The sequence below is a fragment of the Aeromonas sp. S19(2024) genome (assembly GCF_041402625.1).
Lineage (GTDB): Bacteria > Pseudomonadota > Gammaproteobacteria > Enterobacterales > Aeromonadaceae > Aeromonas > Aeromonas caviae.
Genome location: NZ_JBGLQU010000004.1, coordinates 187,622 through 200,528 on the forward strand (window position 1 = coordinate 187,622; position 12,907 = coordinate 200,528).

Below are 12,907 nucleotides of genomic sequence, written 5' to 3' on the forward strand. Positions count from 1 at the left end.
GATGTGTCGATGCGTTGTTGTTTCATCAGACCGATGTGATGATCGCCAGGGGAGGAGCATGCCGCCAGGCGAAGGATGGTGCCAGGTGATGCAGACGACGAGGGCCCCCGACAGGGAGCCCTCGTGTGCATGAGGCGTGCTTGCCCCTGGATCAACTTGCCTGGGCCACGGCCGTGCGGCGAGAGAAGAAGAGACTGTCCAGCAGCCAGATGGCAACCATGGAGGCCCCCACCAGCGGGAAGCAGATCCCGAGTACGACCAGCACCGCGATGGCACCGCCCATGGGAGGCAGCTTGGCGGGCAGGGGCGGGGCGGCGAGGCGACCACTGGGACGGCGGCTCCACCAGATCCAGAGCCCGCTCACCGAGCTTGCCAGAATCATCAGGCAGATGAGCAGCATGACGAGCTGGTGCGGCCAGCCGTAGAGCTTGCCCATGTGCAGCATGACGCCGGTTTCCACCGTCTTGGCGACCGGGCCGTAATCCTGCCAGCGCACGTCGACCAGCACCTTGCCGCTGTATTGGTCGATGTGCAGGGTGGCGTCGTTGCGGGGATCATCGGCAAAGATGGCGATGGTATAGACGCCGGTTTCACCGACCGGGGGGGTGATGCTGTAACCCGGGCTGACCCCACGCTCGCTGGCGATGTCGACCACCTGTTGCAGCGGAATGCGATGGCTGGCCATGACCATGCCCTCGTGTCCGCCGCCATGGGTCATGGCGCTGTGATCATGGCTCTCTGCCGTGGGTTGGGAGCTCGGCATGGGCAGGGTCTCGGCCCCCCAGGAGACGGTCTGTTCGTGAGCCTGGTTGAGGCTGCGGGTGAGGGGGGCCGACTTGGGCACCTCGTTCCACATGGCCGCAGGGAAGCGGTTCCAGACGTCGGCGAACTGGCCGCCCCAGAAACCGGTCCAGGTCATGCCCGTCAGCAGCAGCAGCAGCAGGAAACCTGCGCCCCAGAAGCCGACCACGGCGTGCAGATCACGCCACCAGAGACGGCCGCGCTGGTGCATTCTCGGCCAGAGGATGCCTCCCACACCCGGTCCCTTGCGGGGCCACCAGAGATAGAGTCCGCTGACGAGGAGCACGATTCCCCAGCCTGCGGCCAGCTCGATCAGGCGATCACCCGTGGTGCCAAGCATCAGCTCCGCATGGAGAGCGCGCGCCACCGCCTGCAGGTTCCACTTGTTGTCCATGGTACCGAGCAGGGCGCCGTTCGCGGGATCCATGAAGAGGGTCAGCTCCTGCCCTTCACGCATCACGACTATCTGGGCGCTCGCGTCCGCTGCCACCGGGGGCAGGTATTTGCGCAGGCTGGCGTCCGGCATGGCGATGGTTGCCTTGGCCAGCAGCTGGTCGGCACTCAGGGTCTGGGTGGCGGGCGTCACCTTCATCAGCTGGGGGTAGAGCAGGTTGTCCAGCTGCGGCTTGAACAGGTAGACGATGCCGGTGAGGGAGAGCAGGATCAGGAAGGGGGCGACGAAGAGACCAGCATAGAAATGCCAGCGCCAGATCCGTTGGTAATAACTTGCGTCTTGTTGCTTCATCGTTGTTCCCTGGGTGAACGCCAAAAGGTTTCAGTAGGTGGAATGTTTTGAGTGGCGCGGATAATAGCAGCAACGTTTTGTTAACTGCAACAGAACATGTCGAAGAAATGTACATTCCGCCACCGGGGTAAAAACGGGGGTTGAATGGAGCTTTCCGTTCACAATGCGGGGAGCTTCATGGACTTTTCGGGGATAAATTCTTACTTTGTGGCAACACAGGGCATATCAGCCGCAGCGAAGGACTCAAGGTAGGAGGTGAACGTGCAAGCACACGGCCATTTTGAGATGCAGCGACAAGGGCAACTGCTGATCTGTCGGCCGAGCGGCCCTTTCAACCTGGCAGGTGCCATGGCCTATGAGGGCAAGTTCAGCCAACAGATAAGCCGTTTGCAGGGAGCCCCCTGGGGCATCGTCGAGGTCGCGACCGAGTTCGAGGCCGCCGGCCCCGAGGTGCTGGCCCGTTTTCGTCGCCAGTTCAACTGGTGCGCCACCCATGGCTGCGCCTTTCTGGCAGTGGTCATGATCGGGGATTTCAAACGTTATCTGGCGGATCACGTCTTCAGCGAGCTTCCCTTTCAGGAGGTGCGCTATTTCGAGGAGGAAGCGCAGGCCATCCACTGGCTGACACAGCGCCTCGAGGGGCTGCAAGGCAAGGAGAACCACGTCAGCACGGGTTGAACACCCCGGTTACTCCAGCCTGATGAACCACTTGTCCCGCTCGTCGAGGCAGTCGGGCTCCCCCATCTCGAATTCACGGCAGATAAGCGGCCGCACCTCGTAGATGCGACACATCATGGTGTTGCGGTCGAGGGCGGCGCACCAGCCATCTTCCAGTCTGTGCATCACGGGCACTTCTCCTTCCCGTTCCTCGATATAGCGGTCCGGCACGCCGGTGTCGGTGAAGAGCATCACCTCGAGGCGGCAGCAGCAGGCTTCGCAGTTCTGGCAGCTCACATCGCTCTGGATTGCTTGGGTCATGTCACCTGTCTTGCCGCATGGCGGCGAATGATATGAAACAGGCGCCTGTCAGGCGCCTGTGGTCTGGCTGGGGCGTGTGAAATACCTTAGCCCAGTTTGCGGGCACGGTAGCTACGCCCCTTGATCTTGCCTTCCTGCAACCGCTTGAGGGCGGCGCTCGCCACCTGGCGCTTCACCGCCACGTAGGAGTACTGCTCGGAAATCTGGATTTTGCCCACATCGGCCCCGGCAATGCCGCCTTCGCCGGTCAGGGCGCCGAGGATGTCACCGGCACGTACCTTGCTCTTGCGGCCCGCATCGATGGAGAGGGTCACCATCTGCGGCGCGATCGGCTTGATGTCGCGGCCGATCCCGGCCAGGTCGCCCTGGGGAATGGGGGCCTGCTGGTACTCCTCGATGAAGTTGACGCGCTGGGCCTCGTTCGGCTGGTAGAGGCTCAGGGCCAGGCCCTGCTGGCCGGCGCGGCCGGTACGGCCGATGCGGTGCACATGCACCTCGGGGTCGTAGGTCAGCTCGTAGTTGATGACGGCGCCCAGCTCCTTGATGTCGAGGCCGCGGGCCGCCACGTCGGTGGCGACCAGTATGGTGGCGCTGCCGTTGGCGAAGCGCACCAGCACCTGATCCCGCTCACGCTGTTCCAGGTCACCGTTCAGCGCCAGCGCCGAGAAGCCCTTGGCGGCCAGGTGATCGGCCACGTCGTTGCAGGCGCGCTTGGTGTTGCAGAACACCACGCAGGAGCCCGGTTGGTAGTGGCTGAGCAGCCAGGTGAGGGCATCGAGGCGCTGGCCGGCCGGCACTTCATACAACTTCTGTTCGATGGCGCTCTCTTCGTGCAGGGACTCCACGCTCACCTCCACCGGGTTGCGTTGCACGCCGCGGCTCATCTGGGCGATCCCTTCCGGATAGGTGGCGGAGAACAGCAGGGTCTGGCGATCCCGCGGGGCGTGGCTGATGACGCGGTTGATGTCTTCGCCAAAGCCCATGTCCAGCATGCGATCCGCTTCGTCCAGCACCAGCGTCTTGAGGTCGTCGAGCTCAAGGGTGCCCTGCTCCAGGTGCTTGAGGATCCGGCCCGGGGTGCCGACGGCGATGTGGGCGCCAAAGCCCAGGGTGGCGGATTGCGGTGCGGTCGGGGTGCCGCCGCACAGGGTCACCAGCTTGACGTTGGGCAGGGTGCGGGCAAGACGGCGGATCTCGGTGGCCACCTGATCCGCCAGCTCGCGGGTCGGACAGAGCACCAGCGCCTGCACGGCCAGCCGGTTGACGTCCAGCTTGGCCAGCAGACCCAGGCCGAAGGCCGCGGTCTTGCCGCTGCCGGTTTTCGCCTTGGCGATCAAATCTTTGCCGTCGAGCACCAGGGGCAGGCTCTGGGCCTGGATCGGGGTCATCTGCAGATAGCCCAGGCTGGCGAGGTTGTCCTGCAGGGCGGAGGAGAGGTTCAGGCTGCTAAATTCGCTGTTGTTCACAAAAGGACTCTATGTCGGAAAACCAGAAATGGGGGTGCGCGGTGCGCAAGGGGGCGCATCATACCAGAATGTGCCGCCGGATGCGGTGAATATTTGAACTGTTGGCGTCATGGGTTGTCGATGGAGGCTTCTGTCTGCGTTGACGGGCTTGCGGTATGTAAAAAGATCACAATGGAACAGGGTGGTCATGGCCAGATCATGATGAATGGCGAGAAAACGTTTTTAATTAAACATGTCCTTGTGATGATGAGTCATCGGAGGATGTCATATGGGATATGGCCGTTATGAAATATATATATGAATGAGGAATAAAATTAATGAAAGAGTATAAATCATTGTTTTTGATTTATTTTTAAGCTTTCTCAATGACGATTAATAATCATGTGTCTTGGCAATTAATTTAAAAACGTTTGTATTATTTCGCATGCATATTTTTACCGCGGATTGTGATGATTCTCTGATTTTTAAATATGCAGTTCTTTATGATGGCGCCGGTCAAAAATAACAATTCAATGGGTGCTACTGGTATGGAATACGTTCATTTCGTGCTCGGACTCGTGATGGTCCTGGCATTGGCGTTGCTGGCAAACCGCCGCAACTGGAAACAGATCAAGCTGCGTTACATCGGCCAGCTGCTGGTGGTCGAGCTGGCGCTCGCCTGGTTCATGCTCAACTCCGAAGTGGGTCTGGCGGTGGTGGGTGGCTTTGCCGCCGGCTTCACCAAGCTGATGGAGTTTGCCAAGCAGGGGACCGACTTCGTGTTCGGCGGTCTGGTCAACGAAGGGGCCTTCTCCTTCTTCCTGATGGTGCTGATGCCCATCGTCTTCATCTCCGTGTTGATCGGCATTTTGCAGTACATCCGTCTGCTGCCCATCGTCATTCGTGGTATCGGCACCGTGCTGGCCAGGATCAACGGCATGGGCAAGCTGGAGTCCTTCAACGCCATCAGCTCCATGATCGTCGGTCAGTCCGAGAACTTCATCGCCCTCAAGAACATACTGCCGCACCTGAACGAGAAGCAGATGTACACCCTGGCGGCGACGGCCATGTCCACCGTCTCCATGTCCATCGTCGGTGCCTACATGCAGCTGATCGAGCCGCGCTACGTGGTGGCCGCGCTGGTACTCAACATGTTCAGCACCTTCATCGTGCTGTCGCTGATCAACCCCTACGAGCCGGACAACACCGTGACCGATGCCAAGGCGCTGGCCGAGGGTGACGAGCACCACACGCCGAAGAAGGAGAACTTCTTCGAGATGCTGGGGGAGTACATCATGGCCGGTTTCACCGTGGCGGTGATCGTCGGTGCCATGCTGGTGGGCTTCATCGCCCTGATCGCTCTCATCAACTACCTGTTCGAGGCGGCGTTCGGCGTCAACTTCCAGCACGTCATGGGCTACATCTTCTATCCCGTTGCCTGGATCCTGGGCATCCCGGGCAGTGACGCGCTGCAGGCCGGTTCCATCATGGCGACCAAGCTGGTGACCAACGAGTTCGTGGCCATGATGGATCTGGGCAAGATTGCCGCCGAGCTCTCCCCGCGCACCGTCGGCATCCTCTCCATCTTCATGGTGTCGTTCGCCAACTTCAGCTCCATCGGCATCATTGCCGGTGCGGTGAAGGCGCTCAACGAAGAGAAGGGCAACATGGTTTCCCGCTTCGGTTTGAAGCTGGTGTACGGCTCCACCCTGGTGAGCCTGCTCTCCGCCGTTATCGCCGGTGTGATGATCTAGGTCCTCCCCCCGCGCTGCTCATGACGACCCCCTGCCTTGGCAGGGGGTCTTTTTTGGGCAGATGAGCGGGTGAACAGAGGAGGGGACTGGTCGGCAGCCCGGCCATCAAGCGCGGGGGTCTTCCACCTTGATGTTGGCGGGGACCCGCTTTTTGCCCAGCACCATGGCGCGGACCAAATCGCTGCGGGTGAGGCGATCGGTCAGGAGTACCACTGCCGCATGGACGCCAACGGCGGCCATCAGGGTGTTGGCGATGATGCCGTGCAGCTCCTCCAGCCACTCCTCGCCCCAGAAGGCATCCCAGGTGGTGAGCCAGCCGGTGACGACGGTCCCGACCAGGGACAGCAGCAGCAACCAGATCATCAGGGAGCCGACCGGATTGTGGCCGAGGTAGTAGGGGTGGCGCCCCTGGGCGAGCTGACGCAGGTAGTAGCGGACCCGGGCAGGGGTTGGCCACCACTGGCCGAAGCGGGCGTAATAGGGGCCGACCAGCCCCCACAGCAGGCGGATGATGAGCAGGATGCCCACCGCGTAGCCAGCATATCTGTGGGGTTTGCTGCCCTCTTCCAGCACGAAGAAGTTGAGCAGGCAGAGGGTGACGGTCGCCCAGTGAAACACCCGGATGAGGGGATCCCAGACTTTCACTTCAGAGGCAGGTGTCATGGCAAGGCTCCATGGTGGGGGCCGGGGGAAGACCGGCCCGGGGCGGCGTTACTCGTCGATCTCTTCTTTCACCTTTTTCAGGTCGGTCGGGTCGAAGTAGATCTCGACCTTGCGCTTCTCCTTGTCCCAGCCGTAGATCTCGTAGCAGCCGGTCTTGGTGGCCTTGAACTTCTTGATGTCGTATCCCATCGCCTTGATCTGCTGCTGGGCGTCGGCTTCGCTCATCCACTTGCTCTTGTCGGCCTGGGTGCATTGGGGGTCGGCCAGGGCTGCGCCGCTCAACAGGGGGATCAGTAACAACAGGGGGGTCAGTTTCATTGCTTGCTCCTTGCGGGTGGTTGGGTCAACAGTCGCAAGGCTAATCAAGGAGCATTAAGGAAGAATTAAGGGAAAAGGGAAATGAATGGCTCTCCCCGGCGGTGGACCGGGGAGAGGGTGATCAGCTCAGCTTGCCCCTGACCAGCCACTTGTCCAGCGCATTGGCGAAGCGCTGCTTGTCGGCGGCGTTGAAGGGCGCAGGGCCACCGGTCTGGACGCCGGCAGAGCGCAGCTCCTCCATGAAGTTGCGCATCCCGAGTCGTGCCTGGATGGTCTCCCGGGTGTAGATCTCGCCCCGGGGATTGAGCGCCTCGCCCCCGGCGTCGATGACCCAGGAGGCGAGGGGAATGTCGCCGGTGATCACCAGGTCGCCGGGCTTGACCTGCTGGGCGATGACATGATCTGCCACATCGAAGCCCTTCTCCACCTGCTGGGTCTTGATGAAGGGGGAGGGGGGGACTCTGAGCCCCTGGTTGGCCACTAGCGTGGTCACCACCTGGGCGCGGTGGGCGGCGCGGTAGAGGATTTCCTTGACCGGGATGGGGCAGGCATCGGCATCAACCCAGATGGGCATGGCATGGCTTCCTGTGTCTGGAACGGGTGGCGCATCTTAGCATGGCTGGTGCGGGGCGGCTGCCCCGGGGCTGAGTCGTCCCCGCCTTTGGTGTAAGCTGGGGCCTGCACATGAAACGAGAAGGAGACGAGATGGATCGGGTGCCCGGTGACGTGATTTATGGCCTGACCCTGGACGGCAAGGGGGGCATGACCCCGCTGGCCGAAGGTAGCGAGATCCCCGGTGCCCAGCCCGGCTGGCTGCATCTGGACTACGGCAACCCGGAGTCGGCGCGCTGGCTGCTGCAGACGCCGCTGCTGGGGGAGGCGGCCCGGGAGGCCCTGCTCGGCCAGAGCAATCGTCCCAAGCTGGTGCGGATGGGGGAGACGGTGCTGCTGATCCTGCGCGGCATCAACCACAACAAGGATCACAGGCCTGAAGAGATGGTGGCCCTGCGGATCTTCATCACGCCGGATCTCATCATCAGCAGCCGACGTCGTCCGCTGCTCTCCGAGAAAGATGTGTTCGAGCAGCTGTCGCTGGGGGGCGGTGCCGACACTCCCGCCGACTGGCTGGTGGAGATATGCGACGCCCTGACCGACCGGGCCGGGGAGTTCGTCGAGGAGCTGCACGACCAGATCCTGGATCTGGAAGAGATGGTGCTGATGCGCGACCTGCCCGCCAACGGTCGGCTTGCACGCATCCGCAAGCAGCTCATCATGATCCGTCGCTACCTCTCCCCCCAGCGGGATCTGGTGGCGCGCCTGGCCAACGAGAAGATCAGCTGGCTGGACGAAGATGACAGGCGACGCCTGCTCGACATCGCCGACCGCTTGCGGCGCTGGCTCGACGATCTGGATGCCGGGGTGGCGCGCACCGCCGTGCTGGCGGACGAGATCAACAACCTGATGGCGGAGGCGACCAACCGCCGCGCCTACCAGATGTCGGTGATGGCGCTGCTGTTCCTGCCCGCCAGCTTCCTGACCGGCCTGTTCGGCATCAACCTGGGGGGGATCCCCGGGGCCGAGAGTCCGACCGCCTTCTGGGTGTTCTGTGGCTTCCTGTTGGTGCTGGCGACCGGACTGGCGGTCTGGCTCAAGCACAGGCGCTGGTGGTAAGGAGTGAACATGACGACATGGGAATCTTTTGGCGTGACCCTGCTGCTGTTGCTGGGGCACACCCTGGTGCGCGGCCTCATTCACAAGAGCCTGATGGCCCTTGGCCAGAGCCGGCAGGTGAGCGAGAACCGGGTACTCTACGTGGAGCACGTATTCCACTTCCTGCTGGGCTGCGCCACCCTGCTGATCCTGGCCGGGGTCTGGGGGCTCGACTTCTCCCGGCTGGTGGTGCTTGCCTCCTCCTTCTTCGCGGTACTGGGGGTCGCCATGGTGGCCCAGTGGTCGATCCTCTCCAACATCACCGCCAGCATCACCATCTTCTTCGCCTTCCCCTACAAGATTGGCGATCGCATCCGCATCCTCGACAAGGATGACTCCGTCACCGGCATCATCACCGAGATCGGCCTCTTCTACGTGCGGGTGCGGGATGACAACGGCGATCTGGTCACCTATCCGGCCAACCTTATTCTGCAAAAGCCGGTGAGGCGGCTGGAGGGAAAGGAGGCTGAGTCCACGCAGCCGGAATGAGAAAAGGCTCCCTCGGGAGCCTTTTTCGATGGCTGTTCAGCGTTCGAAGAAGCGGTAGAGGTGCTCGACCTGGACGGGGCAGTCGGCCACCAGGTGGATGTGGTCCCGTGCCTCCTCGGTGGACGAGAAGCTCATGGGGCACCCCAGGGTGTCCGTCATCACGTAGAGGTGGCCGTCCTGCCCCCTGAACTCCACGATCCAGCCGGGGGAGACGATGTCGTGCATGATCTCCGCCTCCTTGAACCTGTGCTGCTGGTGAAGCGCGCGCAATTCACTGACTGTCATGACATCCTCCTATGACTCATGGCGCCACCCTCAAGTCTAGTTCTCCTTCCCGGTGGCGCCGTCATCGGATCAGGGCACCGTCGCCCCCTCCCGGGGTGGCTGCAGGGCGATCAGCAGCTCCCCGGGCAGCGGCGTGACAGGGCCGGTGACCACCCTGGGTCTGGCCTTGGCATCCAGCACGAACAGAGGAATGGCGCCGGGATTGGCCTCCTGATACTGGTCCCAGTCGAAGGTGTCGCTCAGGCGGGTCGCCTTGATCTGCCCGCCCCGGCTCAGCAGGCCGCTCAGCCTGGCGAAGTTGATGTCGGCGCCGAACAGGTTCTGGCGGGCACGGAAGGTGGCGCTCTCCCGGTTGGCCTTGCCGTGTTGTTCGCTGGAACGCAGGGAGTGGACCTTCTCCTCCCCGTAGAGGTGGGCGAAGTGCAGCACCCCGAGGGCGTTGTTGTGGCGGCTGGGAGAGAGCGCCAGCACTGTGCTGATGCTGGTGAGGGGCAGGTGCCGCTCGGCGTGCTCCGACTGGGGGTTGCCGAAGTAGCAGGGCAGGCCGCTCATGCGGGCCAGCTTGCAGTGTTCCCAGGCAGGATCGGAGAGCTGCACCGGGATCCCCTGATCCGCCAGCGCCTTGCCGATGGCCCGGGCCACCGAGTTGGCGCCGATGAGCAGCCAGACATTGGGGGTGCTCTGGCGCATGTCGAGCAATCTGGCCAATGGCGTGGCCGTCAGGCTCTGCAGCACCACGGTGAAGATGATGACCGCAAACACCAGGGGCACCAGCTTGTCGGCATCCTCGATGCCGGCCTCGTGCATGCTGATGGCGAAGGAGGCGCTGACCGCCGCCGCCACTATGCCCCGGGGGGCTATCCAGGCGAGCAGGGCGCGGGCGCGCCAGGGCAAGTCCGACCCCCGGGTCGAGACCAGGATGCAGAGCGGGCGGGCCACGAACTGCACCACGCACAGCAGGGCCAGCACCATGGGGCCGAGCTGCCAGAGCTGGGCCAGATCGAGGCGGGCCGCCAGCAGGATGAAGAGGGAGGAGATGAGAATGACGGCGAGATCCTCCTTGAAGGCCAGCACCTCCTCCAGATCCAGCCCCTCCTGGTTGGCGAGCCAGATGCCGAACACGGTCACCGCCAGCAGGCCGGATTCGTGACTGAGCCAGTCAGACAGGGTGAAGGTCACCAGCACCAGCGCCAGTACCCCGAACTTGTGCAGGCTGACCGGCAGCCAGTCCTTGCGGATGAGCAGGGTGGTGAGCCAGCCGGCACCGACCCCGATGAGCGACCCCACTCCCACCGTCTTGGCCAGGGCCAGCAGGGTATGACCGACCAGATCTCCCTGGCTGCCGAGGCGCACCGCCTCGAACACCAGTACCGCGAACAGGGCGCCGATGGGGTCGATGACGATCCCCTCCCAGCGCAGGATCTTGTCCACCTCCCGGACCGGGCGGATCACGTTGAGCATGGGGGCGATCACCGTGGGGCCGGTCACCACCAGCACGGCGCCGAGCACCATGGCGACCCGCCAGTCCAGCCCAAGCAGGAAGTAGCTGGCGGCGCCGATGACGGCAAAGCTGGTCACCATGCCGGTGGAGCAGAGGTTGCGTACCACCTTGCCGATCCCCTTGAGTTCGGTCAGGTGCAGGGTCAGCGCTCCTTCAAACAGGATGATGGCGACCGAGAGGGAAACCAGGGGAAACAGCAGATCCCCCAGCAACTGATCGGGATCGAGCAGACCGGTCACCGGGCCGAGCAAGAGGCCGCTCAGCAGCAGGAACAAAATGGCGGGAACGCGCACGGACCAGGCAAGCCATTGGGCGAGCAGGGAGATGAGGGCTATTCCGGCGAGGGAGAGAGCAATCATGCCAACCTCGTACAGGTGATGGGGTTGGACCTAGTGTAGCGGGGAAGGGGGGCAAGATGACACCCGCCAGGCGTGCAGGAGAGAGCCGCTCAGATCAGATGGGGCTCTCTTTGTGGAGTTCGGTGACGCAATCGGTCACCGCCAGCACCAGGGCGGAGCGCACCATCTGATCGAGCCGGTTGAGCTGCATCTGGTAGAGGGGCCAGTCCTCCTCGTTGGCCGGGGGATCCTGCGGCATCATGCTGCCCTGCTGGATGGTATTCAGGCGCTCGAGCAGATCGCGGACCGGCTTGTCGCTGAAGCGGTAATCCTTGGGGTCGCGTACCAGAAAGTCGCGGATCTTCAGGTATGCCTCGAGATCCTGATAGCGCTCGAGGGAGATGAGGCCGAGGGCGAAGATGAGCTTGAGGCGCACCTCCAGCTGGCCGAGGGGGCCGCTCTGGTTGAGCAGGGGTTCGATGGCGTATTTGACGGCATACTCCTCCTGACGAAAGGCTCGCCGCATCAGGGAGTCGACCGCCTCTTCCAGGATGGTCACGACCTCGAGAAAGAAGCCGCGGGGGCCATCCTGCTCGTTCAGTCGCTCCAGTACTTCATCTTCCTGGTGTGTGGTCATAAGTGCTTCGGGTCCGGCTGACAGGGGGAGAGCAGGCCCTCCCCCGGTTTGTATCGTATGGGGTCCGTCACGGGCGGTGTGACGCCACCCCATCAGGTCACTTCAAGTTGTTGTAACGGGCGACGATGGTGCGTACCACATCGCTGTGCTCATCCAGGCCGGTGACGCGGGCCAGGGTCCGTGCCGGACCAAGTTCCGCCAGCATGGCCTGCAGCTCCACCGCCTGGGGATCGTCCTCATTGCGGTAATGCAGTGCGGCGGCGATGCCCTCCTGCAGGTGATCGCTCGGCAGGCCGTACTCCAGGGTGCCGAGCAGCGGCTTCACCAGCCTGTCCCCCGCCGCCAGCTTGCGCAGCGGCTGGCGACCGACCCGGTCAATCTCGTCCACCAGATAGGGGTTGGCGAAGCGGGAGAGGATCTTCTCGATGTAGGCGGCGTGCAGGCGTGGGTCGAAGCCGTAACGTTTCACCAGCACGGCCCCGCTCTCCTCCATGGCGCGGCGTACCTTGCTGCGGATCAGTGGATCCTCGATCGCCTCGCGCACGGTGCGATAGCCCCTGAGCTTGCCGAGGTAGGCGGTGACGATGTGGCCGGTGTTGAGGGTGAACAGCTTGCGCTCGACGAAGGCCATCAGGTTGTCGGTGGGCTCCATGCCCGCCACCTGGGGCAGCTCCCCCTTGAACTGGGTCCGATCGACGATCCACTCGCTGAAGCTCTCCACCGTCACCTCCAGGGGATCGTCGTTCGCCGCGGCGGGCGGAACGATGCGATCCACCGCCGAGTCGACGAAGCCGACGCACTGCTCGAGGGTGGCATGATACGCGACCGGCAGGTACTTGAGTACCTCCTCCTTGAGGTGGCTGGTGCCGCGCACCATGTTCTCGCAGGCGATGACGTTGAGGGGAGTCAGGTTGCCGGCATCGAAGCGGGCCTGCAGCCCCTTGGCCAGGGTGCTGGCAATCTTGTCCAGGATGTTGGGGCCGACCGCCGTGGTGACCAGATCGGCGGTGATGATACGGGCGATCACCTCGTGTCCGGCCGAGCTGACGGCGGCAACGTTGCGCACCACGTCCAGCTTCTGATCCGTGCCCACCACGTGCACCTTGTACTCCTGGCGGTGGTTGAGCTGGTCGATCAGGGTCTCGTTGACGTCGGCGAAGGTGACCTGATGGCTGGCGTCAGCCAGCAGTTTGCCGATGAAGCCCCGACCGATGTTGCCGGCACCAAAATGCAATGTTTTCAT

Annotated in this window: 14 protein-coding genes; 4 read left to right on the plus strand and 10 right to left on the minus strand. The window is 63.0% G+C overall.

Translation table 11 applies throughout. The annotated features are described in order from the left end of the window. Window positions 1-151: 151 nt before the first annotated feature. Complete coding sequence (locus ACB037_RS10390; RefSeq protein ID WP_045523081.1) at window positions 152-1,546, minus strand: PepSY domain-containing protein; 1,395 nt, start codon at window positions 1,544-1,546, stop codon at window positions 152-154. A 285-nt stretch (window positions 1,547-1,831) separates the two neighbouring features. On the opposite strand from ACB037_RS10390, the gene ACB037_RS10395 reads away from it, so the two are divergent. Beyond that, entirely contained in the window at window positions 1,832-2,224 is a 393-nt protein-coding gene (locus tag ACB037_RS10395) for a hypothetical protein (protein WP_124813004.1), read from the plus strand. A gap of 9 nt (window positions 2,225-2,233) precedes the next feature. Here the strand turns inward: ACB037_RS10395 and ACB037_RS10400 are convergent, their stop codons facing one another. Both ACB037_RS10400 and dbpA read right to left on the minus strand, forming a co-directional pair. After that, on the minus strand, window positions 2,234-2,524 hold the full coding sequence (locus ACB037_RS10400; RefSeq protein ID WP_039039772.1) for a YkgJ family cysteine cluster protein: 291 nt from the start codon (window positions 2,522-2,524) through the stop codon (window positions 2,234-2,236). A gap of 86 nt (window positions 2,525-2,610) precedes the next feature. Beyond that, window positions 2,611-3,990 carry an ATP-dependent RNA helicase DbpA gene (gene dbpA / locus ACB037_RS10405; protein ID WP_039039771.1) on the minus strand — a complete coding sequence of 460 codons (1,380 nt, stop codon included), beginning with the start codon at window positions 3,988-3,990 and terminating at the stop codon, window positions 2,611-2,613. Window positions 3,991-4,517: 527 nt separating this feature from the next. Here dbpA and ACB037_RS10410 point away from each other — a divergent pair. After that, window positions 4,518-5,723, plus strand: a complete 1,206-nt coding sequence (locus ACB037_RS10410; RefSeq protein WP_371175311.1) for a NupC/NupG family nucleoside CNT transporter — start codon at window positions 4,518-4,520, stop codon at window positions 5,721-5,723. Between the two features lie 105 nt (window positions 5,724-5,828). On the opposite strand, the gene ACB037_RS10415 is transcribed toward ACB037_RS10410, so the two are convergent. From ACB037_RS10415 to ACB037_RS10425, 3 genes are all read right to left on the minus strand, one after another. Further along, window positions 5,829-6,386: a cytochrome b/b6 domain-containing protein gene (locus tag ACB037_RS10415; RefSeq protein WP_041214375.1), complete on the minus strand. Its 558-nt coding sequence runs from the start codon at window positions 6,384-6,386 to the stop codon at window positions 5,829-5,831. Window positions 6,387-6,434: 48 nt separating this feature from the next. Next, window positions 6,435-6,704 (minus strand): PepSY domain-containing protein, encoded by a 270-nt coding sequence (locus ACB037_RS10420; protein ID WP_010672753.1) that lies wholly within the window; start codon window positions 6,702-6,704, stop codon window positions 6,435-6,437. A 121-nt stretch (window positions 6,705-6,825) separates the two neighbouring features. Then, on the minus strand, window positions 6,826-7,278 hold the full coding sequence (locus ACB037_RS10425; protein ID WP_039039769.1) for a YaiI/YqxD family protein: 453 nt from the start codon (window positions 7,276-7,278) through the stop codon (window positions 6,826-6,828). 131 nt (window positions 7,279-7,409) lie between these two features. Here ACB037_RS10425 and zntB point away from each other — a divergent pair, with 131 nt between their 5' ends. Both zntB and ACB037_RS10435 read left to right on the plus strand, forming a co-directional pair. Next, on the plus strand, window positions 7,410-8,375 hold the full coding sequence (gene zntB, locus ACB037_RS10430) for a zinc transporter ZntB (RefSeq protein ID WP_171865294.1): 966 nt from the start codon (window positions 7,410-7,412) through the stop codon (window positions 8,373-8,375). Between the two features lie 9 nt (window positions 8,376-8,384). Beyond that, window positions 8,385-8,903: a mechanosensitive ion channel domain-containing protein gene (locus ACB037_RS10435; protein WP_039039767.1), complete on the plus strand. Its 519-nt coding sequence runs from the start codon at window positions 8,385-8,387 to the stop codon at window positions 8,901-8,903. A gap of 36 nt (window positions 8,904-8,939) precedes the next feature. Here ACB037_RS10435 and ACB037_RS10440 read toward each other — a convergent pair whose 3' ends face one another. The 4 genes from ACB037_RS10440 to ACB037_RS10455 all read right to left on the minus strand — a co-directional run bounded on the left by ACB037_RS10440 (window position 8,940) and on the right by ACB037_RS10455 (window position 12,907). Then, window positions 8,940-9,188: a hypothetical protein gene (locus tag ACB037_RS10440; protein ID WP_010672757.1), complete on the minus strand. Its 249-nt coding sequence runs from the start codon at window positions 9,186-9,188 to the stop codon at window positions 8,940-8,942. A 69-nt stretch (window positions 9,189-9,257) separates the two neighbouring features. Then, the gene (locus ACB037_RS10445) at window positions 9,258-11,048 is read right to left on the minus strand and encodes a cation:proton antiporter (RefSeq protein WP_371175312.1); all 1,791 of its coding nucleotides are present in this window, start codon (window positions 11,046-11,048) and stop codon (window positions 9,258-9,260) included. 94 nt (window positions 11,049-11,142) lie between these two features. Beyond that, on the minus strand, window positions 11,143-11,664 hold the full coding sequence (locus ACB037_RS10450) for an MltR family transcriptional regulator (RefSeq protein WP_371175313.1): 522 nt from the start codon (window positions 11,662-11,664) through the stop codon (window positions 11,143-11,145). Between the two features lie 97 nt (window positions 11,665-11,761). Next, entirely contained in the window at window positions 11,762-12,907 is a 1,146-nt protein-coding gene (locus ACB037_RS10455) for a mannitol-1-phosphate 5-dehydrogenase (RefSeq protein ID WP_052815685.1), read from the minus strand.

Bases quoted from the DNA above. Each gene is read 5' to 3' on its own strand.
- ACB037_RS10390 (WP_045523081.1), bottom strand. From the start codon at position 1,546: ATGAAGCAACAAGACGCAAGTTATTACCAACGGATCTGGCGCTGGCAT.
- ACB037_RS10395 (WP_124813004.1), top strand. From the start codon at position 1,832: ATGCAGCGACAAGGGCAACTGCTGATCTGTCGGCCGAGCGGCCCTTTC.
- ACB037_RS10400 (WP_039039772.1), bottom strand. From the start codon at position 2,524: ATGACCCAAGCAATCCAGAGCGATGTGAGCTGCCAGAACTGCGAAGCC.
- ACB037_RS10410 (WP_371175311.1), top strand. From the start codon at position 4,518: ATGGAATACGTTCATTTCGTGCTCGGACTCGTGATGGTCCTGGCATTG.
- ACB037_RS10415 (WP_041214375.1), bottom strand. From the start codon at position 6,386: ATGACACCTGCCTCTGAAGTGAAAGTCTGGGATCCCCTCATCCGGGTG.
- ACB037_RS10420 (WP_010672753.1), bottom strand. From the start codon at position 6,704: ATGAAACTGACCCCCCTGTTGTTACTGATCCCCCTGTTGAGCGGCGCA.
- ACB037_RS10425 (WP_039039769.1), bottom strand. From the start codon at position 7,278: ATGCCCATCTGGGTTGATGCCGATGCCTGCCCCATCCCGGTCAAGGAA.
- zntB (WP_171865294.1), top strand. From the start codon at position 7,410: ATGGATCGGGTGCCCGGTGACGTGATTTATGGCCTGACCCTGGACGGC.
- ACB037_RS10435 (WP_039039767.1), top strand. From the start codon at position 8,385: ATGACGACATGGGAATCTTTTGGCGTGACCCTGCTGCTGTTGCTGGGG.
- ACB037_RS10440 (WP_010672757.1), bottom strand. From the start codon at position 9,188: ATGACAGTCAGTGAATTGCGCGCGCTTCACCAGCAGCACAGGTTCAAG.
- ACB037_RS10445 (WP_371175312.1), bottom strand. From the start codon at position 11,048: ATGATTGCTCTCTCCCTCGCCGGAATAGCCCTCATCTCCCTGCTCGCC.
- ACB037_RS10450 (WP_371175313.1), bottom strand. From the start codon at position 11,664: ATGACCACACACCAGGAAGATGAAGTACTGGAGCGACTGAACGAGCAG.
- ACB037_RS10455 (WP_052815685.1), bottom strand. From the start codon at position 12,907: ATGAAAACATTGCATTTTGGTGCCGGCAACATCGGTCGGGGCTTCATC.